Annotated in this window: 16 protein-coding genes; 12 read left to right on the top strand and 4 right to left on the bottom strand. The window is 58.9% G+C overall.

Features of this window, described 5'->3' with window-relative positions:
• Positions 1 to 203 precede the first annotated feature (203 nt).
• Positions 204 to 851, top strand: coding sequence for a PAQR family membrane homeostasis protein TrhA (trhA, locus tag U9R81_RS11065; RefSeq protein WP_322495512.1), 648 nt, complete (start codon positions 204 to 206; stop codon positions 849 to 851).
• A gap of 127 nt (positions 852 to 978) precedes the next feature.
• Here the strand turns inward: trhA and U9R81_RS11060 are convergent, their stop codons facing one another.
• Complete coding sequence (locus U9R81_RS11060) at positions 979 to 2,016, bottom strand: sensor domain-containing diguanylate cyclase (RefSeq protein WP_322495511.1); 1,038 nt, start codon at positions 2,014 to 2,016, stop codon at positions 979 to 981.
• A gap of 734 nt (positions 2,017 to 2,750) precedes the next feature.
• Between U9R81_RS11060 and U9R81_RS11055 the strand changes: the two genes are divergently transcribed.
• Positions 2,751 to 5,159 (top strand): penicillin acylase family protein, encoded by a 2,409-nt coding sequence (locus tag U9R81_RS11055; protein ID WP_322495510.1) that lies wholly within the window; start codon positions 2,751 to 2,753, stop codon positions 5,157 to 5,159.
• Between the two features lie 8 nt (positions 5,160 to 5,167).
• On the opposite strand, the gene U9R81_RS11050 is transcribed toward U9R81_RS11055, so the two are convergent.
• Both U9R81_RS11050 and U9R81_RS11045 read right to left on the bottom strand, forming a co-directional pair.
• Positions 5,168 to 6,598, bottom strand: coding sequence for a DNRLRE domain-containing protein (locus U9R81_RS11050; RefSeq protein WP_322495509.1), 1,431 nt, complete (start codon positions 6,596 to 6,598; stop codon positions 5,168 to 5,170).
• A gap of 94 nt (positions 6,599 to 6,692) precedes the next feature.
• A complete protein-coding gene (locus U9R81_RS11045) occupies positions 6,693 to 7,691 on the bottom strand; it encodes a GHMP kinase (protein WP_322495508.1) in 999 nt (332 codons plus the stop codon).
• Positions 7,692 to 8,337: 646 nt separating this feature from the next.
• Between U9R81_RS11045 and U9R81_RS11040 the strand changes: the two genes are divergently transcribed.
• The 4 genes from U9R81_RS11040 (at position 8,338) to U9R81_RS11025 (ending at position 12,129) form a co-directional block, all read left to right on the top strand.
• Positions 8,338 to 9,141, top strand: coding sequence for a dolichyl-phosphate beta-glucosyltransferase (locus tag U9R81_RS11040; RefSeq protein ID WP_322495507.1), 804 nt, complete (start codon positions 8,338 to 8,340; stop codon positions 9,139 to 9,141).
• Positions 9,138 to 9,923 carry a hypothetical protein gene (locus tag U9R81_RS11035; RefSeq protein ID WP_322495506.1) on the top strand — a complete coding sequence of 262 codons (786 nt, stop codon included), beginning with the start codon at positions 9,138 to 9,140 and terminating at the stop codon, positions 9,921 to 9,923. Before U9R81_RS11040 ends, U9R81_RS11035 begins: the two co-directional genes overlap by 4 nt.
• A gap of 15 nt (positions 9,924 to 9,938) precedes the next feature.
• Positions 9,939 to 10,736 (top strand): hypothetical protein, encoded by a 798-nt coding sequence (locus tag U9R81_RS11030; RefSeq protein WP_322495505.1) that lies wholly within the window; start codon positions 9,939 to 9,941, stop codon positions 10,734 to 10,736.
• 658 nt (positions 10,737 to 11,394) lie between these two features.
• A complete protein-coding gene (locus U9R81_RS11025) occupies positions 11,395 to 12,129 on the top strand; it encodes a glycosyltransferase 87 family protein (protein WP_322495504.1) in 735 nt (244 codons plus the stop codon).
• A gap of 100 nt (positions 12,130 to 12,229) precedes the next feature.
• Here the strand turns inward: U9R81_RS11025 and U9R81_RS11020 are convergent, their stop codons facing one another.
• Positions 12,230 to 14,554: a hypothetical protein gene (locus U9R81_RS11020; RefSeq protein WP_322495503.1), complete on the bottom strand. Its 2,325-nt coding sequence runs from the start codon at positions 14,552 to 14,554 to the stop codon at positions 12,230 to 12,232.
• A gap of 812 nt (positions 14,555 to 15,366) precedes the next feature.
• Between U9R81_RS11020 and gmhB the strand changes: the two genes are divergently transcribed.
• The 6 genes from gmhB (at position 15,367) to U9R81_RS10990 (ending at position 25,279) form a co-directional block, all read left to right on the top strand.
• Positions 15,367 to 15,969, top strand: a complete 603-nt coding sequence (gene gmhB / locus U9R81_RS11015) for a D-glycero-beta-D-manno-heptose 1,7-bisphosphate 7-phosphatase (RefSeq protein ID WP_322495502.1) — start codon at positions 15,367 to 15,369, stop codon at positions 15,967 to 15,969.
• 13 nt (positions 15,970 to 15,982) lie between these two features.
• Positions 15,983 to 17,551 (top strand): efflux RND transporter periplasmic adaptor subunit, encoded by a 1,569-nt coding sequence (locus tag U9R81_RS11010; RefSeq protein WP_322495501.1) that lies wholly within the window; start codon positions 15,983 to 15,985, stop codon positions 17,549 to 17,551.
• Between the two features lie 14 nt (positions 17,552 to 17,565).
• A complete protein-coding gene (locus U9R81_RS11005; protein WP_322495500.1) occupies positions 17,566 to 19,491 on the top strand; it encodes a lipopolysaccharide biosynthesis protein in 1,926 nt (641 codons plus the stop codon).
• A gap of 6 nt (positions 19,492 to 19,497) precedes the next feature.
• Entirely contained in the window at positions 19,498 to 21,450 is a 1,953-nt protein-coding gene (locus tag U9R81_RS11000; RefSeq protein WP_322495499.1) for a hypothetical protein, read from the top strand.
• Positions 21,451 to 21,478: 28 nt separating this feature from the next.
• A complete protein-coding gene (locus U9R81_RS10995) occupies positions 21,479 to 23,962 on the top strand; it encodes a hypothetical protein (protein WP_322495498.1) in 2,484 nt (827 codons plus the stop codon).
• 150 nt (positions 23,963 to 24,112) lie between these two features.
• Positions 24,113 to 25,279 carry a DUF1624 domain-containing protein gene (locus U9R81_RS10990; protein ID WP_322495497.1) on the top strand — a complete coding sequence of 389 codons (1,167 nt, stop codon included), beginning with the start codon at positions 24,113 to 24,115 and terminating at the stop codon, positions 25,277 to 25,279.
• The last annotated feature ends 1 nt before the right edge of the window (position 25,280 follow it).

Raw genomic sequence — 25,280 nt, 5'->3', positions numbered from 1 at the left:
GCGCTCTGCCCTTGTGTTCGGCTTGCCATGAGAGACCAATGGGTTATTGCGAGGGAGTGGGGCGGCCAGCACTGCTGGCTGCCACCCGACCGCAGCAATCTCCCGCGTCCAGCGGAAATCGTGCCTGAGCAGGCGCAAACCGTGCTCGCAGGAGATTGCTTCGGATGAGGTAAAACCCTTTTATAGTCATCACAGGTGCTGCTATGACGACACTCCAACCAACCGAACACTTCTCGCCGCACGAAGAGCTGATCAACGTGATCACGCATGGCGCCGGAGCGGCGCTCAGTGCGCTGGCCGGCGCGATCTTGCTCAGCGCAGTCTGGCAACGTGGCGACGGCTGGCAAATCGCCGGCGCGACGATCTTTTGCGTAACGTTGACGTTGCTCTACCTCGCTTCGACGCTCTACCACGCCAGCCGTGAACCGCGCCGGCGGGCAATCCTCGAAATCTTTGACCACAGCGCAATCTTTTTGCTGATTGCTGGCACGTACACCCCATTCACACTGGTGAGTTTGCGCGGTACGTTGGGATGGACACTCTTTGGCCTCGTTTGGGGGCTGGCGTTAGCTGGGGTGGTAATGAAACTCTTTCTAACCGGACGGTTTCGCCTGCTCTCGACCCTGATCTACGTTGCGCTCGGCTGGCTGGTGGTGATTGCCGCCGATCAAGTCTTTACCGCGCTCACCCCACTGACCATCGGTTTGCTGGTTGCCGGCGGCGTGGCATACACTGCCGGAACACCATTTTATATGCTCTCGCAACGGCGCTACATGCACAACATCTGGCACGGCTTTGTGTTGCTAGGCAGTGTGTTGCACTTTGGCGCGGTGATTTCGGTGGTGTTGTAAGCAAACAAGTGCGGCAGTGGCACTGCCGCACTCCATGTTAGCGTCTACCGCACCACGCACAGATTGCGCCCGCCCCGCTTAGCGGCATATAACGCCTGATCCGCCCGCTCGATCAGATCGCAGACACTCAGCATCTCATCAGTAGGCTTGCGCTCCCCACACTGATCGTCACCGGACGGAGCGGCCATGCCGCTTGCTGCACCAGCCGGCGCAGCCGCTCGGCCAGCACATAGGCGCCGTCGCTGCCGGTGGCGGGCAAAATCACGGCAAACTCCTCATCACCATAACGGGCAATGATGTCATGCTTGCGGCTGCCTTCGTTCAATGCCTGCGCTACGATGTGCAACGTCTCATCGCCGGCAAGGTGGCCGAAAGTATCGTTAAACGCTTTGAAGTGATCCACGTCTATCAACAATAACGATAACGGCGCCTGATAGCGGCGAGCGCGATCGAACTCCTCGTTCAAACGTAAATCAAACCCGCGCCGGTTGAGCACCTCCGTCAGCGGATCGGTCAACACCTGCTGCACCTCGGCAAGCCGAGTTTCGAGGCTGTGCAAATAGGCTTGAAGCGAATGGCGTTCTTGTTCGTGGGCCAGCAGCCGTTGCTCGAGCTGCAACAGATCACGGCGAATTTCGAGATGCTGCACGACATGGCGTGACAGCACCCGCAGCATCTCAACCTGCTCGGGTGATAATTGGTGGGGTTGCCGATCGACCACACACACCGTACCAAGCGCGTAGCCGTTGGCCGTCACCAACGGTGCGCCAGCGTAGAAGCGAACATAGGGATCGCCGCGCACAAATGGGTTATTAGCAAAGCGGGGATCGCAGGTCGCATCTTGCACTACAAACACATCATCAGGGTAATTGATCGTGTATGAACAAAAGGCCAGCTTGCGATCCACCTCGTTATCGGCAAAACCCAACCGCGCCTTCGACCACTGCCGGTCACGGTCGATCAAATTGACCAGCGCCATCGGGGTCTGGCAAATATAGGCCGCCAGCCGGACAATATCCTCGTACACCTGCTCGGGCAAAATGTCGAGGATATGGTAGCTCTCCAGCTCACGCAGTCGCTCCTCCTCGTTGGGAGGGATAGGCGGCAGGGGCAAGGCTGGGTTGTCAGACGGTTCGGCAGACAGGAGATTACTGGTGAGCAGCACATCAATCGTACTGATAATATAGTATATAACTATACCACAAGCCACAATCACGGCTGCAACAAGGTGTTAGGATGTTTTCTGTGGAATAACCACAAAGAGCCACAAAAAAAGCACAACATGTACCTCATCTCTGCGTCTGCAGAGGATAACCACCATCCCAGAACCCTCTGCGTCCTTCGCGCCTTTGCGTTTGAAACCTCTGCGCCTCGGCCCGCGCTGCGCCTTTGTTGTTGGCCCTCACCCCCCAACCCCCTCTCCCACCTCACGGCGGGAGAGGGGGAGCTGCGTGATGGGCGGACGAGGCATAGCAGGAGTGGAACACAGCAGCGCCTCTCTCCCGCGCCAATGAGAAAGGGGAGGGGGGAAGGTCTGTTTACCGCCGAGGGCGCGGAGAGTAGTGTTAGCTCGCGGCGTGCGCGGCGGGCATCTGCCCCCACTCACCTAATGCCCCTTCCCAGCCTCCCCCAGTGGGGGGAGGAGCAAGCGCCCCTCCCCTAGCGCGGGAGGGGTTGGGGGTGGTGGCTAAGCAACCCCAGCGGGAGAGGGGAAGGGGGTAAGGGCACTGCGCCGCATAGCCACAAAGCGACACAAACGACGCAAAAATAGCACGTTTTTGCGTATTTTGTGTCTTTTCGTGGCTATTGATGCCCGCACCCCTCGCCATCGCGATCCTTACCGACCTATGCTATAATCACCGCCACAACTGAAGTGCGTTGAAGTGAAGAGGGGCAACAATGCGGTTGCTGATGCGCATTGCCGGCTGGGTGTTAGCACTAGTGCTGTTGGTCGTGGTGGTTGGCGGTGGGGGCGGGTATCTCTGGCTGCGGCGGTCGTTGCCGCAAACCACCGGCGAGATTCAGGTGCGCGGGATCAGCGGGCCGGTGACGATTGTGCGCGATCGCGACGGCGTGGCCCACATCACCGGCGCTACCGAGACCGATGCTGCCTTTGGCTTGGGTTTTGTCCATGCCCAAGAACGGCTCTGGCAAATGGAAGTGCAGCGCCGGATCGGCCATGCCCGCCTGTCTGAGGTGTTTGGCGAGACGACGCTACGTACCGATAAGTTTTTGCGCACGCTCGGCGTGGCCCGCGCCGCCCGCAGTGCGCTGGCGAAGCTCGACGGCGAGACGCTGGCGATGTTGGAAGCCTATGCCGCTGGCGTCAATGCGTTTCTCGCCACTAATCCGGTGCTGCCACCTGAATTTCTGATCCTTGGCGTGCAACCCGAACCGTGGCAACCCATCGATTCGCTGGTGTGGGCCAAGATGATGGCATGGGATCTTGGCGGTAACTGGAGCGATGAGGTGCTGCGCGCCTTGCTGATCGCTAAAGTTGGCCGCGAAGATGCCAACGTTCTGATGCAGACCTATACCACCGACGGGCCGCTGATCTTGCCTGAAGGTATGCCGGATCTCACAACGATTGGTCACGCCGGCCCACCGATCCAACCCGCCACCGCGCAAGCAATGCTTGACCTGTGGGAGACGATCCACCAGACAACCGGTCTCGGCGACCTGCTCTCTGGCTCGAACAATTGGGTGATCGGCGGTTCGCGCACGGCCAGCGGCAAGCCGCTGCTGGTTAACGATCCCCACCTCGGCAACCGCATCCCCTCGATCTGGTATCTGGCCCACATGCAGGGTGGCCGGATCAACGCAATCGGCGCGACCTTCCCCGGCTTGCCGGCGATTGTAATCGGCCACAACGAACGGATCGCGTGGGGTGTGACCAATACTGGCCCAGATGTGCAAGATTTGTATATCGAACGAATCGACGCTCAAAATTATGTCGAATACAACGGCCAGCGCGAACCGGTCACGCTCATCAACGAAATGATTCAGGTCAAAGGCGCTGACCCGATCACGCTCACGGTGCGCATCACGCGCCACGGCCCGATCATCAGTGATGTCCAGAGCGATCTGCCCGATACGCTCGCCTTTCGATGGACGGCGCTCGACGATGATGATCTGACCATGCGCGCGTTCCTCAACATTAACCGCGCGCAGAACTGGGAGGAGTTTGTCGCCGCGTTGCGCGATTACAAGACGCCGATGCAGAATTTCGTGTATGCCGATATTGACGGGAATATCGGCTATTACGCGCCGGGTGCGGTGCCGATCCGGCGCAACGGTGATGGCAGAGTGCCGGCGCCGGGGTGGACGGACGAATACGAATGGATTGGCTACATTCCGTTCGAGGAGTTGCCACACATTTACAACCCGCCGAAAGATTATGTCGCCACCGCCAACAACAAGGTGGTGAGCGACGACTACCCCTACCTGCTCGGCACATCGTGGGCCGCCCCGTTCCGCGCCCAACGCATCATCGAGCTGATCGAGCAGGGCAACCGGCTGACGGTGGATGATATGCGGGCAATGTTGGGGGATGTCGTTTCAGCACAGGCCCGCGAGCTGTTGCCAGTCTTCCGCAACGTGACCCCTGCCGGCGAGCGTGAAGCCGCCGCGCTTGAGCTGCTGCGCAGTTGGGATGGCGCGATGCGCGGTGACAGCGCCGCCGCCGCCGTCTATCAAGGCTACTACTACGCCGCCCTCGAAGCGATCTTCGCCGATGAGCTGCGTGAGTACTTTACCACTACCTACCGCAACCGGCGCGACTTCCCGGCGCTGGCGCTACGGGCAGTGTTGCTCGATGGCCAGCGCGAATGGTGCGACGATGTGACAACGATTGGGGAAAAGGAGGATTGTCCCGCGACGTTAGCCAAGGCGCTCAGCAACGGCCTGACCGCGATGGCGGCGGCGCAAGGCGAGAGCGATCCAGCGCGCTGGCGCTGGGATCGCGTCCACCAAGCGGTCTTCCCGCACAACCCCTTCAGCCAAGTGGGAGCCTTGCGCGGCCTGTTTGAGCGGCGCATCCCCAATAGCGGCGACACCTTCACCGTCAACGTCGCGCCGGTGCGCATCACCGAGCCGTACCTGCAATACAACGCGCCCTCGTACCGCCAGATCGTCGATCTGAGCGACCTCACCAACTCGCGCTTTATGCACACCACTGGCCAATCAGGCAACGTGCTCAGCAGTCGCTACAGCGACTTCCTTGAGCGGTGGCAGCGAGTCGAAGACATCCCGATGCGCTTTGGCGGCGCGATCGAGGGCGAAACATTGGTCTTGCGTCCGGCGCCGTAACGGCTAGATCACGACCTTGACAACACCACGACCAACGTTGGGCGATTCTGCTCGTTCCAATCGCCGGTGCGGCTGGTGACAAAATATTTGCCGCTGTGGTAGGCGCTATCCGCCGAGTAGAGCGCCAACCGCAGCGGCTGGCCATTGGCATACGCCTGCACTACCCCGCGCGTGACGTCAATTTCACGCTTCGGGAGATTGTTCCAATTGGGAGGCCCGAACATCACTCCGGCCCAACCGCTGCCGATGTTCTCGCGCGCGAGCGGCGCATTATTCCACGTTAGGGCATTGGGGTTCCAATCCTCACCCACCACCATTGCTTGGATCAGCGACGGCTTGGCGTCTTGGGGTTGCGCATTCCCCATCTGGCTCAGAATCAGCTTCGCCGAAACCACCGTTCGCCCGGCGGGCAAGCTGTTTAGCGGGAAGGTGAGATAATACTTGGCAAAACACGGCCAATCGGCGATATCAGCCTGATTTTGGACGCTAGTGTCGGCTTTGTCCACCGGCTGCGACCAATTGCCCCAGCGATCCCAGAAATTGCCGTCAGCATTACACATATTATCATCCTGACCACCCACACCGGCATCGGCTACCGTCACACCATTCAGGCCGTGGCGGAGAAGGTATTCTTGCGTGGCGCTGACCGGCGGCGGGGTGTAGACCGGCAAGCCAAAACGGAGACCGCCCCACGTGCGGGGTTGATTCGGGTTGAGGTTCGGCGGCCATACCTGATCAGCAATCGGCGTGCCGGCAGCGTTATCGCGGTCATGCCCGATCACCCCCAATCGCCACTGCGTGCCATTGGCGGGCCGGCCAGCGAGACCAAGGCTGGTAAAGGGGATGCGAAAAGTCATCGCCCAACCGCGATCCTCATCGTTATCGTTGTTGGGTGCGTCGCCGCGCCAGCCGGGGATGGTGCTGAACGCGACCGTGGCCGCCGCCCAACTGCCGCCGCTGGCGCGCTGGCTCAACTGATAGCGCGCATCCGGCTCAGGCGGGCCGCGAAACTGGGCCACCAGCCGGTAACTGGTTGCCCCAAGCTGGGAGCCGCCACTAGTGTCGATGAAGACGGTCGCCGCATCCCACGCGGTCAGATCGGCGGCAGCGGGAGTGGTATCGTACCAGAGTTGCCGGTCAAAAACCGCGAGATAGAGGTAGAGCGCCTCGTTGTTATAGCCAATCCGTACATCGGTATAGTTGCTGGTATAACTGACTTGACCAAACCAGAAGATCGCCATCTCATCGAACCGGTCATTGGTAACGTTGGCCACCGGAAAGTATGGCGCATTGATCCAATACTGGGGTTCGCCGGATGGAGCGAAGACGGCGGGCAACCATTGGCGGAAAGGTGGATTATTAGCGGTGGTGATGGCGAGGGGAAGGATGAGGGCGAGGACGATAAGGGAGACTAGACTGAAGCGCACGGAGCGATACATCAAGGGGCACCTCCTGAATCGAAGCCCAGCGAGAAGCTCAACGCGCTTCTCGCTCCCCCCTGTCATTGGAAGCGAGGGTTGGCCGCGTGACGAATCACGAAGCCAACGACCGCTCTTCCACGTAGACTATTTTACTACCTTGCGGCTCAAATTGTATAGGAACGTGGCGCAATTCGGGTAACGCAGCCCGGATGGCGTCGTGCCGCTCTTCTGGCGCATAGACCAGCAAAAATCCGCCCCCGCCAGCGCCGAGAATCTTACCGCCGATCGCGCCGGCAGCCCGCGCCCGCTCGTACCAATCATCAATCTGCGGCGTCGAAATACCGCTCGCCAACTTGCGCTTGCGCATCCAACCCTCGTGCAAAATCTCGCCGAACGCATCGAGATCATCGTGGTGCAGGGCAAGGCGCAGATCATGCGCCAACTCCACCATGCGGCGCAAATGCCGGCGGCGCGATTCATCACGCTCGGTATTCTCGCGCTGCTCGCGCAGCACATCGCTCGTCTTGCGGGTAGCGCCGGTGTACAGCATCATCAACCGCTGCTGCAAGCGTTGCTTCGTTTCAGCGCGGCAGATAATCGGATCAACAAACACCGTCTCATCAGGGTTAAACTGAATAAACTGCAATCCGCCGTAGGCGGCGATATATTGATCCTGCTTCCCGATCGGCGCGCCACAACGATCAATCTCAATAATGCACGCCTCGCGGGCCAACCGTTCAGCGCCGACAAACCGGCCAATAAAGGCATAGAGTGCGTTCAGCAACCCCACCGTATACGTGCTTGATGAGCCAAGACCGGTGCCCTGCGAGGGAATATCGGAGATTGAGGTAATCTCGATCGAATGCTGCCGCCCCACCAAACGCAACGCTTCCCGTATCAGTGGATGCTTAAGGTCATCCACCTGATCAACAATCTCGGTCACTGAATAGCTGGCCCGGATCTGATGGTCAAACTTCTCATTGACAGTGATGTAGATATACTTGTTGATCGCCGTACTCACCACCGCCCCCGGTTCATGGCGGTAGAAGGCCGGCAGATCACTGCCGCCACCAGCAAAACTGATCCGCAACGGCGTGCGCGAGATAATCATGGCATTGCCCCTTATCGTTCAGATCGAACAATTCTCTGCATCGCATGGCAAACAAATAACTGAACACCACGGCATGATCTGCCCATTCCACACCGCCATCAGTATAATCTGAACGTACCACAAGCGAATGACAAAGACTTCACTCACAGGCGCCCAAGAGATAACAATTTGTTTACGTCGCGCGATCGCCCGCGGCGGAAGGCATTGCAGAGACCTAGCGTGGCAATGGTCATTGCGCCGTGGCGCAAGGCATCACATACCTATCAGCAAGAATGCCTGCCCGATCTGATGGCAGGACGGTAGCGCGAGCGGATGCTTCCCTGCTCGATAGCCTACAGCCCCACGATGAATTGCAGGCATAGCACCTTGATCTGACCAGCCGCCAAAGCCGCACCATTGCCGGACGAACCATGTAGGCTCGCAATCGCGATGTAGTTGCAATACAAAAATTAACGATAATATTTTTGAAAGCAAATAATTGTTGTATGTTTTTATGTTGGTATTTTAATCAATTTTTATTTCTTTTTCATTCAAAAATCATCTTTCGCAATTACTATCACAACACCAAAACTACCTCCTCCCCTTTCAACATCCCAACCCACCGTACCACCAGCTCATTCTGTCCACTCAACCACAGGAGTGATGTATGGCCGCAACCCCTTTTCTATCGATCGTCATCCCCGCCTACAACGAAATCCGCCGCTTGCCAACCACCTTAGCAGCCATCAGCGCCTACCTCGCCCGGCAATCCTTCCCCGCTGAAATCCTCGTTGTTGACGACGGCAGCACCGATGGCACTGCCGGCCTCGCCGCAAGCTACGCCGGCGTCCACGTCCTCCGCTGCGATCACCGTGGCAAGGGGTTTGCCGTGTGCGCCGGCGCACTCGCTGCGCGCGGCGAGTATGTGCTGCTGTGTGACGCCGACTTGGCCACGCCGATCGAAGAGTGGGAAAAACTATGGCCGTATTTCAGGGCCGGATTCGATGTGGTGATCGGGTCGCGGGAAGGGAACGGCGCGCAGCGGTACAATGAGCCATTCCACCGCCATCTGATGGGGCGCATCTTTAATCTGCTGGTGCAGATGATCGCCCTAGCGGGAATCAATGACAGCCAATGCGGGTTTAAGGCGTTGCGGCTCTCAGTAGCCCACGATCTCTTCCGGCGCGTGCGGATATACGGTGATGATGCGCCGATGGTACAGGGGACCGCTGTCACCGCCTACGATGTCGAACTCCTCTTTCTGGCGCGCCAGCGCGGGTATCGCATTGCCGAAGTGCCGGTCTTGTGGCATTACGGTACCGAAACGAAGGTTGATCCGGTGCGCGACTCATGGCGCAACCTGCGTGACGTACTGCGGGTCCGGTTCAATGCTTGGCGTGGCGCCTATCAGGACTCCCTGCTGCAACCGGCAGACTCAAGCCTTAGCGCAGAGAAAGGCCGGACACTATGAGCGCCTTACATGTAGATCACCTGTTAGATACCGGCAAGCGCCAAGTGCCACTCTCGCCATGGCTCTGGTTTTGGGGCGGGTTGATGAGCAGTCTCTTGTTGTACCTGCCGTTCGGTTCCATCCAGCACGATTTGAACGGCGTCGCCGAAGCGATAGCAATCACGCGCGGCGGCCACGATATCTTCCGCCCGAACCACATGCTCTACAGCATCATCGGGCGCTTCGCCTATACAACGGCGCAAACGCTAGGTTATGCCGGGCCGGTTGATCCGATCCTCAAGTTCATCACCGCCCTAGCGGGTGCGACGACCATTGGCCTTGCCGGCCTCGCCTTGCGGCGATTATCGGCAACGCCAAGCGGCGCTCTGTTAGGGATCGCGTTTCTCGCCCTCTCTTGGGCGCAGTGGAGTTTTAGCACCGACATCTACTACATTTCGTTAGCAGCCGCGTTTAGCGCAGGAGCCTTCGCCAGCAGCTTGGATTCGCCCCGCATTGCCGCCAGCCTGCTTGCCGGTCTCTGCTGTGCGCTCGCCATTCTTACATGGCAAGCATGCGTATTTCTCGTGCCAATGATCGCCATCAGCCCGCTGGTGAACCGCCAAGATCAACCGTTCCGTAACCGGCTCAGCGCGGTTGGAATCGTCGCTGGCGCTTGCGGCGTTATCCTCAGCTTGTGCTACTTGTCAGTTGCATTCTTTGTCTATGGCCATCGCGATCTCCCTACGATCATAAACTGGTTGGTCAATTATGGCGGCGCGCGCCTGCCGGTCTGGGGCACATAGTCGGCAGATCGCATCGTGCCGGCGGGGATCAGTGCGATCGCCAGCATCATCCCCCTGTGGAGCGGGATCGGATTGCGGCATCTGCTCAGCGGTTCGGTGCCGATCGACAAGATCCCTGCCCTGTTGAGCCTGCTGGCGTTGCTGGGATTAGCATGGATGTCGATCTGGCTCGCAGTGCGCCGGCACCACCTACCGTACCGGCAACTCGTGTGGCATGGCGCCGCCTACGCGCTCTTTTTGCCCTTCATCATCTGGTGGGATCCCTACGAGCCAAAGTGGTTTGTGGCGCCGAATCTGTTTCTCGCCGCCGCCATTGCCGTCATTTGGGGTTCGCCAGCGCTGCCGCGCCCAACGACCATCTTTGCTGGCGCGTGCATTTTCCTAATTGGACTGGGAAACTTTCAGGCCGCTATTTGGCCGCGCGCGACCGTGCCAAATCCCAACCTCGAAACGGCGGCATGCGTGGCCCAGCATCTGCGCACTGGCGATGTGTTGATCGAGACAGATTGGTCGTTTGGCGGATATCTCAGTTATTTCTACGGAGGCAATACCTTAAGCTTGATCGATCTCTCGGCGCGGGTCAACGGCGATAGCGCTCTCGTCACGACCATCGCAGAGGTGATTCGTGAGCGACAGACGAGCGGTGGCCGGGTCTTCATCGGAGACATGGATTCCTACGGGCCAGCCCAACAGGCATGGTTTTTCACCCACACCGGCGTAGCGCACACCGCATTACATAGCTTCCACCAACAACCGGCATTCGTGTGCGCCAACCGCCGGTTCGAGCAATTGGCCCTCTCCGCTGGCCGGTAACAGCGCCGTGAGGGATTGGATACAAGCCATTCCACAGCACGCAGGGGGGAGACGATGAGCGATCAGCATGGCTCGTTATGGCAGGGAGAGCAGATCTGCGCGATGCTCGTGACGATCGTCCTCGTATTCTCGATCACTCGCTATGCGGTTGATGGCTTTGCTCTACCGATCATGGGACGGAGTCTGAGCCAAGGCGGAGATTTTCAGAACTACTACATTGCCGCGGCGATGCTGCGCGCCGGCGAGGACATCTATGATCGTGAACGAGCGCTTCAATTCACCTTAGTCCATCTTTCAGTCACTTATCCTGATATATCATACTACCTGTACCCGCCCCTCTTAGCGATCGTTCTCGGCCCGCTCAGCGCCTTGCCATACCTGCTCGCGTACAAGGCGTGGGTTATCATCAACCAGATCTTCCTCGCCGGAACACTGCTGCTGCTGAGCAAGAGCCTACCGATGTTCCAACGTTGGTCGCTGCCCATATTGGTCATCCTCGCTGGGAATATGTATCCCTTCCATCTTTCGATTGATATTGGCATAGATCAATATCCTCATCCTTTTGCTAATCACAGCCGCCTTCGCCAGCGCCTTCTAGCAACGGATGTTTCTGGCCGGAGTGATGATCGGGATTGCCGCAATGATCAAGATCAGTCCATTGCTCTTGATCGGCTTATTTGTGTTCCAACGCCAATGGAAGGCCATCTGGGGCTTTGTAGCATCAATAGCGCTGCTCACCGCGTTCACCGCCCTCGCGGTGGGGCCATCATCGATCACCGGACTCATCAACATCAGTCTCATGAACAGCATTCCGATCCAAGTGCATTGGATAGATAACGCTTCGCCAGCCGCCTTTCTGCACCGGCTCGCCGGCGCACTCAACATTGCGCCCCTTGAGCAGGGATTGCGCTGGCTGGCAATTCTAGTTGTTCTCGGTGTCTTGAGTTTGTCCAGTCTACCGCAAAAGCCTGCCAACGATCCCGTGTTCGGACTGCTATTCGGGCTATGGGTGCTGGGCATGCACCTTATCTCACCAATCACGTGGGCACACCACCTCGTTTGGACGCTTTTGGTCGTGGCGGTGACAGCCGGTTATTTGGTACATTTGAATGCCCAGCGCACTATGCCACTCGCTATCGTGCTTGCGATTAGCTACATGCTGATTGCATTTGAGAACCTCACCCTCAATCGCTTCGGGCAGTGGCAATTCAAGCGCGGGTGGTGGTTCTTGAGCGGCGACTATCTGCGCGAGTATTTTTTTGCTGATGTGCGGTTGGTTGCGCTGGTGATCCTGTTTGGTTTTATCGCCGCGCTCGTCTTCCAGTCAAACCGCACGCTTTACTGGCGCCGTTGGTTCAATATGGCCAGCGTAAGGCCAGAGCTGAAATCCTAAGCTGGCCGCGTACTTGGGTTGGCTCGATAGCAGAACTGGCGTGATGTGACCGGCTGAGGACAACCAGCCAGCCACATCACGCCGCGCAACAACCGGTGGATCAATTCCCCGCCTCGCCACGCGCAATCACCTCTATCTCGGCCAAACTCGCGCATGTCACCCCATCGACCCGCCCGCTGACGCGGTTGATCTCGACCCGCACGACGCGCACCCGCACATCGGCAAACTCGGCCCCTGCGCCAAAGGTCGTGAGCGGCCCAACTGTCTGCCGGGCAACCTCAATGGTTCCAGCTTCATCGCTAAAGAGGCGCACCGTCGCCTGATGCACTTGGAGATCGGTGTTGGGCGTGCTGCGCGGATTGTAGAGGCGCACCTGCCGCACCGTGACCGGTACCGGGAAGGTCAACGTCACCCACTGCCCGCTGGTTTGATTCGCAGCGCTCCGCCAATACTGCCACACTTCGCCTTTCATCACGCGCCGATCGGTGAGTCCGCTTACGTAGCGCGAGTCGAGCGCCGACGAGACCCTGATCGTTGCTCCCGGCGCCAGATTGCTCCACCGCGCTGCTTCATCGGTTGGCGGCACCGGTATCAGCGTATGGCCGGCGTGGCAACCAACGCAACGTTGCCGTTCTCCCGGACGGCCAAAATTCATTCCGGCCACATGAGCTGCACCATCCGGATCGGAACGCCTCCCCGTCAGCGGCACCGTCCCGTTTGGCCCGCGCAATTGCTCGAAGAGCGGCACATTCGCGGGTGCATTCGCGTGGCGCACCGACCCATCCGGTTGGACTACTAGCTCACCGAGCAGGATGGGCCAGTCGAGATTCGGAAATGATCCCGGACTCGTCCGCTGATGATCGATGAAAAAGCGGATGGTGCGGGCAGAGCCGACCGGCGGTGCGTTCACGATGTCCATATCGACCGGCCCGTTGGCATACACATTGAGCGCGTCAAAGATAAACGTGCCATCTTTGTCGTACGGCCCGGCTGCGGGAGGCGGCAAGAGGCTCGGCACTTGAGTAATGCGATCGGGAATGATTGGCGGCAACGAACGCGGAGCAAGGAAACGGGCTCGCACCTCGGCAGTGCCGGGGTTATCGTAGAGCAGGCGCAGGCCCGATCCATCGATCTGGGTTTGATACAGCCCATAGTCTTGACCAATGTCGCGCGCCAGCGACACTACCATCCAGTTGTTCGACACCTCGGGATCGGTCACGTACTGCCCTTTGAAAATGCCGAACGAGGTTGGATTCCGGGGGTTGACGTAGTCGAGGGTAAAGGTTGCAACCCCCATCAGGGGCGTATAACCGCCGGCGTCGCGACGGTAGCGGCGCAAACCGCCAAAGCCGGCAGCTTCCGTCATGTTGTACATCGGAAAATAGTTCGCAATCAGATCCCCCTCTGGCGTGAAAGCGCCACCGTAGACATGGTTGGCTTCTTCGTTGCGGAAGACGCCAGTCCACATCACCAACTCAGTCCCGTCTGGATTGATGGTAGCCGCCTGCCAAGCATTGCGAAACATAGTCTCGCCGCCAACCGGATTATTCCGGTTCGCCGTCAAGCCGTCGCGCTGAATATAGCCGCCATTGGGATCGGGAATGGTGGACATATCATTGACCGGGAAGCGGTGATTACGCCACCAGCGCGCATAGACGATTTTACCGGTGATTGGGTCGACCAGCGGCCGATCGGCACCATTGCGCTCTGACGTAATCCGGCGCACGTTGCTGCCATCAGCATTGACCACGAACAGGTTCGAGACGCGAACGCCACTATAATGGGCATAAGCAGGCCAGCGGGTCGAGGAGAAGACAATCCGGCCATCGGGCAACCACACCGGATCAGTATCGTCATAAGCGGCTAAACCGCCGGCTGCCGGGCCGAATTGGGTGAGATCAAGCCGTTGGTTAGAGGTCGTCACTTGGCGCAGACCGCTACCATCAGCCTTGATCGTGTAGATGCGCCAAGCCCCCGGATTAGTCAGCGCGCCTGACTCATACCTTCCCTGCGGGAGCCCAGCGAACACAATCGTCGTTCCGTCATACGAAACGTCCGGCGCATTGACATCGATCAGGTTGTAGGGCGCAGTGGAAGCGGGGTTGGCGCCGTCAATCAACACCCGCACGCGGCCATCGGGTTCCAGCACCATCAGCTTGCCCGGCGCCGCCACCGTAAACCGGCTATACGGGCCAACACCCGCCAAGCCCTTGGGCACATCCCAGTAGATACTGCCTTGGGGCATAATCTGCCGCGAGACAAATACGATCGGCGGCATCGTCTGCTTTGATACGAGCGGTAGATAGATCGCATAGGAAGAGCTTGCGACACTGTGCGCATCGCGCGCAAATAACGGGAGCGTAACAATGATCAGCGCAAGCGCCAGCACCCGAAATGCGCGCTGCCAGAACTGCCAACGTAACATTACAACCTCCTTAGGCGGGGCAGATGATGGGCGCGCAAGCGCTAGCCTCGACGCGAGATATCGAGCGGATAATGAGAGGCTTTCTTGCTGGCGTCATCTGGTCCCAGATCAGGCGAGCATAGGACTTGGTAACATTAGGTCTTGTCTAAACTGCCAGACGTAGGCCATTGCTAGTACAGAGCGGTAGCCAGCGGCGCAGACGTTAAGAGATGCGACATCTGATAACGATATTCATTGCTCACCACGCTGATGAATAGCAATCAAGCTATAGGAATGAAGACGCAAGATATGCTTATCATAATTGATCCATAGGCACGAAGCAGTAGCACCATAGTACTTTATTATTCTGCGCTAAGATAGGGAAACTATTTGCATAAAAATAAATCTCGACCGGATCGCATAACACCCGATCTTGAGAAGGCGCATTTAACCCATGCCTTAATAAACCAAACTAGTAAAAAGACACAGTAAACCAACACAAAAGCCAAATAAACAGTCATCCTTTCAAAATGACCAGAAAATCTTCGCAATTCACACAATCTACAGAGATATTCAAATATCAAGTACGGCTACCGCCCGCATCCCAGCAGGCGGAACACTTGCAGCAAGCAATGATGAGAAGAGCGGCATGTAAGAAAATCGCCCCAACCAATCACCTGTCGCGAGATGTCTTACACTAAGATGAACGCATTGTCACAATTTCTTTACTCCACTGTTAGCTGATCTTCAACCACAAGGTGTACTATAGCATTGTCATCGTAGCCTGCGACCTACTACGTGCTATAATCTAGTTGCAGCGCTAGGGGGGGCTCATGCGCGCTGTCTTTCTCGACCGCGATGGCGTCATTAATTACAACCGGCCAGACCACGTCAAAGATTGGTCGGAATTCCAATTTCTGCCGGGGGCGCTCACCGCGCTCCGTCTCCTAACCAATGCCGGTTTTCGCATCTTTGTCGTCACCAATCAAGCAGCGGTTGGGCGCGGATTGATGTCGGTTGAAACCCTTGAACAGATTCACGCCCGCTTGCGCGACATCGCCAGCTACCACGGCGCGCAGATTGACGACATTCGCTATTGCCCGCACCGGCCGGAAGAGCAATGCCATTGCCGGAAACCCCAACCGGGGATGCTTGAGGATCTCGCCACGCGGCACCGGATCAATTGCCGCATGGCGTACCTTGTTGGCGATGTGCTCAGTGATATTGCGGCAGGGCAGCGCATGGGATGCCAGACCATCCTTGTGAAGACAGGGCGTGGCGCTAGCGAATTACAGAAGCCGGAATTGCGGCGCTACCAACCGTCGTTCATCGCACCCGATCTGCTAGGCGCAGTGCGCTGGATGTTGACCGAAGAGGCGGTGAGTGCGCCATTTGCAACGCTACCGCTGCCCGGCGCATTTGTCTTGCCACAGTAATTAAGAGGAAGATATGGAGCGTTACGTACAGATTGCCGTTCGCAGCGCATTGGCGATGGGCCTCGCGATTGGCCTGAGCGGCTGTAGCATTGGCTCATTGGTTGGCGCGCCGACGCCGGAGCCATGGACGCCGCCGGACCCAACGCCAACCACGGTCGTGGCAGCGCCAACCGCCACTCCGGCGCCGCCACAGCTCCGCACGGTCGCCGTGGCGATCGGCGCCTTCAATGACCGGCGCGAACTGAGCGGGCAGGTCACACCGGTGCTTGAACGCGATCTCGCTTTCCGGCAGAGCGGCATTTTACGCAATCTGTACGTTGAAGTTGGCGCGCAAGTTGCCACTGGCCAGTTGCTGGCCGAGATCGATCTCGGCACCTTAGAAGATCAACTCCGCCAAGCGCGGATCAATGCCGAACAAGATCGACGCGCGATCGATCAGGCGACCGCGCGGGCGCAAATCGACGTGCGCGCTGCCGAAGTGGCGCTGGCCTCGGCCCGTGACCGGCTGAACGCATTGACCACTCCGCCTTCAGCGACTGCGATCGCCGAAGCGCGCGCCGCTCTGCAACGGGCCGAAGCTGCGCTGGCCCGCACCCGCAATGACGCTTCGGCGGTGAAGACGCGCGCCGAGCGGGCGCTGCTCGACCGGCAAGCCGAATTGCAACGGGCGCAAGACGCTTATCAGCAGGCCCGCGCCCGGCTCGAGGTTGAAAATACGCCCGAGGTGCGCGCGCTGGTCGATCAGGTGGCTACCGCCGTGCGGGCCGCGGAAAGCGCGGTCGCGCTAGCCCAGATCGAATACGACACCGCTCGCGGTAACGAAATTGCTGCCGTGCAAGCCGCCGAAGCCGATGTCGAATTAGCCCGCGCCCGGCTTGATCGCTTGCTGAATGGGCCTGATCAATTTGAAGTTACTGCTGCGCAGCGAGCTGTGCAACAGGCGCAGATCCAACTCGATGCTGCGCGCCAGCGGCTTACCCCCGATCCGCTGTTGGTCAAGAGTCTGGCTGCTTCGGAACTAGCCATCAAAGAGATCGAACGCCAGATCGAGGCGCGCCGGATCTATGCCCCCTTCGACGGCGCGATCACGGCGGTTGATGCCTTGGTAGGCTTTCCGGTGCAGGCCGAGGTTCCGGTGTTACGGCTGATGGATAACTCTGGCTTGCAAATTACGGTCAGCGGATTGAGCGCCGAAGATATTGAACGGATCCCTAATGGCGCGACAGTGAGCATCACGTTTGTGCGCTATCCCGGCCGCACCTTTACCGGCGTAGTGCGCAAGACGACGACGATGAACAACCCACTGCAAGCGCCAGAACTGCACATCACGTACAACGCCGGCGATCTCGCCCTTGTAGCTGGCGATCCGGCGCTGGTAACGATCGATTTCGGCCAACGTGAAGGTGTGCGCTGGCTGCCGATCGAAGCCATCCGGCGCGATGGCGGCCCGCACGTCCTAGTGCCAACCGAGAACGGCTCTCAACGAGTTGACGTGCAACTCGGGCTGATTGTCGATGGCAAAGTGGAGATTGTGAGCGGGCTGGAAGCGGGCGATCTGGTTATCTTGCCGGCATCCAGTTAAGAAGGAGCGCGTTCATGCTCACATGGAGCGACATCTGGTCATATATTCGCATCATGCTACGCTGGTGGTGGGTTGCCCTGCTCGCCGCTCTTCTCGCCGCCAGTGCTGCACTGATCTTTGCCATGCGCCAGCCTAATTACTACATCAGCAGGGTAACCCTGCGCGTTGGCGATACACTCTCAACTGCCGCGCCTGACCCGCAGATGATCGGTCAGACCAATACTGTAGCCAGCTTCTACGGGGAAATGGCCAAACGTGAGATTATTTTAGCCCCCGTGGCAGAAAAGCTCGGCTTGACCTTCCCATGGCCTGTGATCAGAGACTACATGCTGGCAACAAGCGTCAACCGGCAGGCTAGTTTACTGGAAATTACCATCACCGATACGAACCCCCAACGCGCGGCAGCGATTGCCAATGCCATTGCCACCGAACTGATCCAGTTTGGCCCGAACTCGCCTGAGAATGTGGCGGAGCAACGGAGCCTGCTGAATGAGCAGATTGATCGCGCGCAACGCGAGATTACGGCGCTTGATCGTCAGATTGAGCAGACGCGCGATCTGCTAGCGCAGGCCACCAGCGCCACCGATCTTCGCGAAGCGCGCAACCGGCTGCAAGAATTGGAACTGGCTCGCGATACGGCGCAAAATGCGTACGCCCAGTTGTTACGGCTGCAAAATACCAGCATGGTTAATAGTCTCTCGGTCTTTGAAGCGGCAAAAGTGCCGGGAGCACCCTTGCCGAACAAGCGCAACCTGACGGTGGCCGTGGCTGGATTGGCTGGGTTGTTGTTAGGACTGATGGCATCATTTGTGCTTGAAGCCATTGACACTCGCTGGCGCAATCATAATGACTTGCGCAGCCGGTTTGGCCTCAACTTCCTCGGCGCAGTGCCCGGCAAGCGACCATTGATTGGCTTGAGCGAAAAAGAAGCGCGCATGCGCGCTAGCGCCGTGAAAGAAGCCCACACCCAAATTGTGCTGGCCGGCTTGCCCCGCAATACCCGCATTTTGATGGTCAGCGGGCCGCGCCCTTCGCATGAACGGAGCGCGTTGGTCATTGATCTGGCGCATTGCTATACGCTATCGGGCTATCGGGTATTGCTGGTTGACGCCGAAACTGAGCAGGCTGCATTGAGCGAACTGTTTGGCAATCCTGAGGCGGTGCTGCAACCGATTATGATCGATGGCGAAGCGCAAGTGTGGTCGAGTTTGCGGGTCACGCCGATGAAGAACGTGTTGCTCTTGGCCCGCAATACCGGCGAAGATGGTCGTCCGTTGCCGCCATCGCAACCATGGCCGGCGTTGGTCGAGGGACTGCAACACGCTGCTGATATCTTAATTTTCGATGGCCCATCAACACTTAGCGGCGTTGAAGCTGCGCTGCTAGCGCCGATGGTTGATGGCGTGGTGCTAGCGCTCAAACCCGCTGAAGACAGCAGCCGCGACATCCAACAAAGTCTTAAGCGGCTGACGCTGAAACGCAACGATAGTGTGCTTGGCGCAGTGATGTTAACCGATGAACATACGTTGGCTGGGCAAACCGAGCGACCGCACTTGCTCTTGCCTAACCTCCGCCAGTTGTTGAGCGATATGCCGTTGCGGCTGCTTAATCCCGGCAAGGGGAAGCCAGAAACGACACCATCGGAAGAGCAGCCTGCCAATGCGCCAACATCCGATTCGACAGCGGACAATAACAGCTTTGTTCGCGCCGAACCGGTCGCTGCGCGCGTGATTGTGACCCCGCCGGTGCATGAACATCAAGCAGTCGTGGTGGAGCCATCTAGCGGCGAACAACACAGCAATGGGCTGAAGGAACGCGCCTTAGGCGCGACGGTGTGGACGGCAGTCTCGCAACAAACAGCGAAGCATGCCGCCAAGCCGCCAGCCGCAACATCGCCGGCCCGGCGACGCCCAATCGCCGGTCGCTGCCGGCGCACGTAACGCGCTATGCACTACTTGCAGCGACCTGTCACCCGACGAGCGTTTCTGACCAGCACCCTCGCCGCTGCAGGTCTCGGAGGCATCGTAGCCTATGGCGCCGAACAGTGGCCACTGCCTGCGCCAACCACATCGCCGTCGCCACCTGTTTCACTAGCGCCTGCCAACGGTTTTGCGCCATTGGCGTTGGTCGCCGATCCGGCGCCGCAGCCTGATTTCACGGCGTACCTCGGCGAGATCCTGCGTGTAGAAGGGTTTTTGGGCCTACGCCAGATCAGCTTGCGCCAACTGGATCACCCTATCACAGCCGCCGTTATTGTGTTAGGATCGACACCCCTCAATCTGGCTAGCCAAGGATGGCTGCGCCAATTTGTCAGCGCTGGCGGCGGCTTAGTCGCGATTCGCCCTGACCCGGCGTTAGCAGAGGTGTTGGGCGTCAGGTATCTCGGCGCCAGCCACATCGATGATACATGCTATCCGGCGCCGGCCACCGGCATCGCTGGGCCGCTCCAGATCCATACCGTGTATGACCGGGTTGAACTGCGCGGGGCGAAGGCGCTTGCGACGGCGAGCAATGGCGATCCGCTCGTAACCATCCATCGGTTTGGGCAGGGAGTCGCTGCGCTCTGGACGTTCGATCTAGCGCAGACGATTGCCCTCATCCGGCAGGGTAACCCGGCGTGGGCCAATCAGGAACGTGACCAGATGGAGGGAATGCGCGCCAGCGACCTCTTTGCGGGATGGATCAACCTTGAACGCATCGCCATCCCGCAAGCCGACGAGCATCAACGCTTGCTGAGCCGGGTCATTGACGAGATCAGCCCGCTGCCGCTCCCCCGGCTCTGGTATCTGCCCGACAATGCACCCAGTGCGATCATCGCCACCGGCGATGCCCACGGCAGCCGGGTGAGCCATATCGAACAGTTGTTGGCGATCGTCGAACGGCACGGCGGCACCGCTTCGATCTACTATACCCCGCCGCCAACGAACGCCAGCGGACGATTAGCGCGCAAGTTGCGCTGGACGCTCAGCCGAACGCCGCTGATCGGCTCGACGCTCGGCGGCGACGATCCGCTGCCGGGGCCGCATCATGTTGCCGCTTGGCGCGCCCGCGACCATGAATTCGGCATGCATCCGTATATCGAAGATGGGCTAGAAGAAGGCTATTACCGGCACTGGAGCGAATTTCTCAAGCTTGGCTACGGGCCGCTGCCGCCAACCGTGCGCACCCACCGCATTCTGTGGCACGGCTGGGTAGACAATGCCGTGGTACAAGCGCGGTACGGCATTCGCATGAATCTCGATCACTACCACAGCGGCCCGGCAGTGCGTAAACCTGACGGTACATGGACGATGGGGTATTTGAATGGCAGCGGCTTACCGCTGCGGTTTGTCGCCGAAGACGGCACGATCATCGATGTATATCAACAAGCTACCCATCTGGTCGATGAACATCTGATGCCAGTGTTTCAAACCGGGTATGATGTGGGACTTGACGGCGCAACCGCTGCCAATCAGACGATTGGACAAATTGCGGCCAGCATCGATCGCTACCCGGCCGCGTTAGGGCTGCAATGCCATGTCGATCCATTTTTGCTCGGCGATCCGATTGCCGGCGAAGTGGCGCGCTGGCTCGACACGACGCTGAGCTATGCCGCCGGCGCCAAAGCGCCCATCATCGCCGCCGAACGATGGCTGCGCTTCATTGAAGCGCGCAACGCCAGCGATCTCAGTAATATCGAATGGAACGGGCAACGACTACGAGGCACGATCACCATACCATCAGCACCCTTGCCACTCACGGTCTTGCTCCCAGATCAACACCGCAACACGCAGTTGCGCACAATCATGCTCGCGGATGGCGAAGCGGCCACGCAACGGCGTGAGATTGCCGGAAGGTCATATCGGGTGATCAGGCTAACCAGCGGACAACAACAGTTGATCGCCGACTACGCCTCGTGATACGTTCATCAGTAAAGAGAGCGATGGCATGAAGTTTCCACCACTGCAATCGATCGGCAAGTACCTCGGCCTCACGCTACTGAGCGGCAGTATTCTCGCCCTCCAAATCACCTTCACCCGTATCTTTTCGTTGATGATCTGGCATCACTTCACCTATATGGTGATCGGCATCGCCTTGCTCGGCGGCGGAGCAGCCGGAACGTTCCTTGCCGTGCGCCGTTGGGGGCCTGCCAAGCTCCAGCAGCGTCTCGGCACGTTGGCATTACTCTTCAGCCTTGCCAGCCTGAGCAATCTGATTGCGATCACTACCATCGCCATCGATCCACTGCGCACAGCGCAGCTCGGTTGGGCAATCATTGGCCTCGGCATCTATTTCATCTGCCTCTTCAGCACGTTCTTTACCGGCGGGCTAGTGATTGCCGCCATCTTTGGGCGCTGGGCCGGCGCTGCCCACCGGCTCTATTTTGCCGATATGCTGGGGGCAGGCATCGCCACAATGACGGTCTTGTTCGTGATCCAGACGATTGGCGGCCTAGCAGTGATTGCCCTGATCGGGTTGATCGGTGCGTTGGCGGCAGTGCTGCTCGGCTACGAAGCCAAACCACGCCAGCGTTGGCTGTTGCCGGCTATCATTGGCGCGGAAGCGCTGTTGTTGGTAGCACTGATCGCGCGGCCACCCACCCTCGCCGTACCCGGCTCGAAGGAGCTGGGTTGGGCGATGCAGACGCAAGGAACCGGCCCCGAATTCACCCGCTGGGATCCGGTTGGGCGGGTGGATGTGATGCCAGAAATCACTGTCACCGAACCGATGATTGTCGGTGCGGTCAGTTCAAGCTACCCGTTAGAAAACCGGCCAGAGCTGCCGCTGAAACTGGTAACGATTGATGGCACGTCGATGACCGGGATGTACCGGTTTGATGGCAGCGATGCTGATCTCGAACGGTTCCGCTTCCTCGACCACGCGGTGATCAGCGCCGCTTACCAGCTCGGCAACGAACACCCACGCACCTTGCTGATCGGGGTCGGCGGCGGGCTTGACATTCTGCTGGCCCGGCTCTACCGCGCCGAACAGATCACTGCCATTGAACTTAACCCGACGATCGTTAGTCTCTTACAAGATCGTTACGCCGACTACACTGGCCGGCTCGCTGAGCACCCCTCAACCGAGTTGATCGTCGTCGAAGGACGCAGTTTTCTCAGTCGCACAACCGAGCAATACGATATCATTCAAGGCATTGGCCTTGACAACTTGGCCGCATTGTCGGGCGGAGCCTACGTACTCGCCGAGTCATACCTCTATACGGTTGATTCGCTTGAACAAGCGTTGAACGCGCTCACCCCAAACGGCATCTTCTCGTGGACACGCGATGTCAACAGTCCGCCGCGCGAGATGCTGCGCTTAACCGGGCTAGCGGCGGAAGCGTTGCGCCGGATGGGGGTGAGTGATCCGGCGGCGCATATCGCGATCATCGCCAACGAGAGCGGGGTTAATGCCACGTTGCTGGTCAGCCGTTCGCCGTTCCAGCCGGAACAGATCGAACGGCTGCGCGCATGGGGTGCGGCGAACAACTTCACCATGCTGCACGACCCGTTGGTGCGGTTGGATACTCCTTTCGCCAGCTACCTGCATGCTGCTGATCCGCGAGCGTTTGAGCAGGCCTACCCATTCCAAATCTTCCCAGTGACCGATGACAACCCCTTCTTCTACAACTACTTCCGCTGGGAAAACCTGCACTTCGATCGCAGTTATGAAGGGCGGCTCAACCGTTTTCCGATCGGCAACCTGATTTTGTTGACTATGGCTAGCTTCGCGCTTGGCGCAGCGGTAGCATTCATCGTGTTACCGTTAGCGCGTTACCAGCGCGATGGGCTGCGCATGCCCGGCGCTATCGCTACGTTGGCCTACTTCAGCTTGCTTGGCGCCGCCTATATGTTCATTCAGATCGTGCTGATCCAGCGCTTTACGCTCTTTATTGGCTACCCGATCCATGCGACAACCACGACCATTGCTAGTATGCTGGCCTTTGCCGCATTGGGCAGTCTGTTAGGCAGCAAACGCATTAGAACCGCCAATGGGCTACGGATGGCGTTGATCGGTATTGCGGCGCTGACAGCGATCTATATCGTTGCCCTGCCGCCGATCTTCGCAATGTGGATGCACTGGCCTGATTTGGCGCGGATCGTCGCCAGCATCTTCATCATCGCGCCGCTAGCCACTATGCTCGGCATCCCTTTCCCAGCGGGCCTGCGCCAACTCAATACACGCGCACCGGGGCTGGTGGTCTGGGCATGGGGGATGAACGGCGTCTTCTCAGTGCTCGGATCAGTATTGGTGATCGTGGTCAGCATGGCGAGCAACTTCACCACTGCAATGCTGAGCGGCGCCGCCGGCTATGCGCTGGCGGCTATGGTCGGCGGTGCACTATGGAAGGTAACAGCGGGTGATCCGGCAACCGTCAGCGCAACAGCTAAAGCTACCGCTGACGCACCGGTGAAGCCAGTCACAAGATGATTACTGTCGGGAACGGAGCTGTTCACGATAAACAACGCTAGTTCGGTCGGGTGATGATAGCGCGCGGTAGTACAACTGCCGCACTCCATACCACAGGGTCACGAGCGCGCGGCAGTCCAACTGCCGCACTCCATGCAAAGGAGGATAACCATGCGCACTGCCAGCCTTGTCGCCGAAGCGCAGCCAACCATTGCCGAGCGCAGCGCCAGCAGTGCGCGCATTGTCGCGATCGATGCACTGCGCGGCGTAGCGCTGATCTTAATGGCGCTCGACCATAGCGCCTTCTTTGTAGGGGCCAGCCTGCAAGCCGAGTCGTATGGCGGCCAGCCGGTCGTGTTGCAAAGCGCCGCTTATTGGCTGAGCGGATTGCTTACCAATCTCGCCTCACCGATTTTCTTCTTTCTCGGTGGCTACAGCTTAGCGCTTTACGCTGCGGCGCAGGCGCGGCGCGGCCAGCCACCGCAAGCCGCCACCAGATTTATGCTCATCCGGGCGCTGGTCATTCTGGCGCTCGATCTGACGATCTGCTCGTGGTTCTGGAGCGGCGCTACGCCCTACGTCCACGTGTTGACCAGCATCGCTGCGGCAATGATCATTCTCGCCGGCTTGCGGCACTTCCTCACGCCACGTCACATTGGCATCGTTGCCATCATCACCTTGCTGATTCATCAAGCATGGATTGGCTTGATGGCGAGCGACCTCGCGGCAAATGCGCCGCAACCCTTTTGGCAAGCGTTCTGGCTGACCTACAGCTACGATACTAACCCAGCGATCGGCTTTGCCGTATTAGGGTGGGGGCCGCTGCTCTGGTTAGGCTATGCGCTAGGGCGCTGGCAAGAACACCCAGCCTTGCGCCAGCCGCGCAGTTGGGCACGGATTGGGTTCGGGTTGCTCATCCTCTGGCTCGTGCTGCGGCTCAGCGGCGGGTTTGGCGATCTCGGCGCGGTTGCTGCGATTGGTGACACCCCCGCCCACTGGCTGATCATGAGCAAAGCGCCCCCTAGCCTCAGCTACTTCGCCTTCAACCTCGGCATTGCGGCGCTGATACTGGCATGGGCGTATGCCACCCCGCACCTCTTCACAACCGGCTGGCTGCGCTGGCTGCCCTTGGTCGGGCAGGTCTCGCTCTTCTTCTACGTCACCCACATCATCATCTACCACCTCGTCGCTCTGATTATGAACCAGCTCTCACTGAGCGGGCCGCGCATCATCTGGGGCTATAGCGCGTGGTTGATCGGGCTGGCCGTGTTGGTGCCGCTTGGCTACTGGTACCGCCGGCAACGCAAGCGGTATCCGCGGGTGTTAAGCTATCTGTAAG

The sequence above is a fragment of the Chloroflexus sp. genome (assembly GCF_034435895.1).
In the GTDB taxonomy this organism is placed as follows: domain Bacteria; phylum Chloroflexota; class Chloroflexia; order Chloroflexales; family Chloroflexaceae; genus Chloroflexus.
Note: the sequence above shows the minus strand (reverse complement) of the source record. Positions and strands in the feature narration are given on the sequence as shown.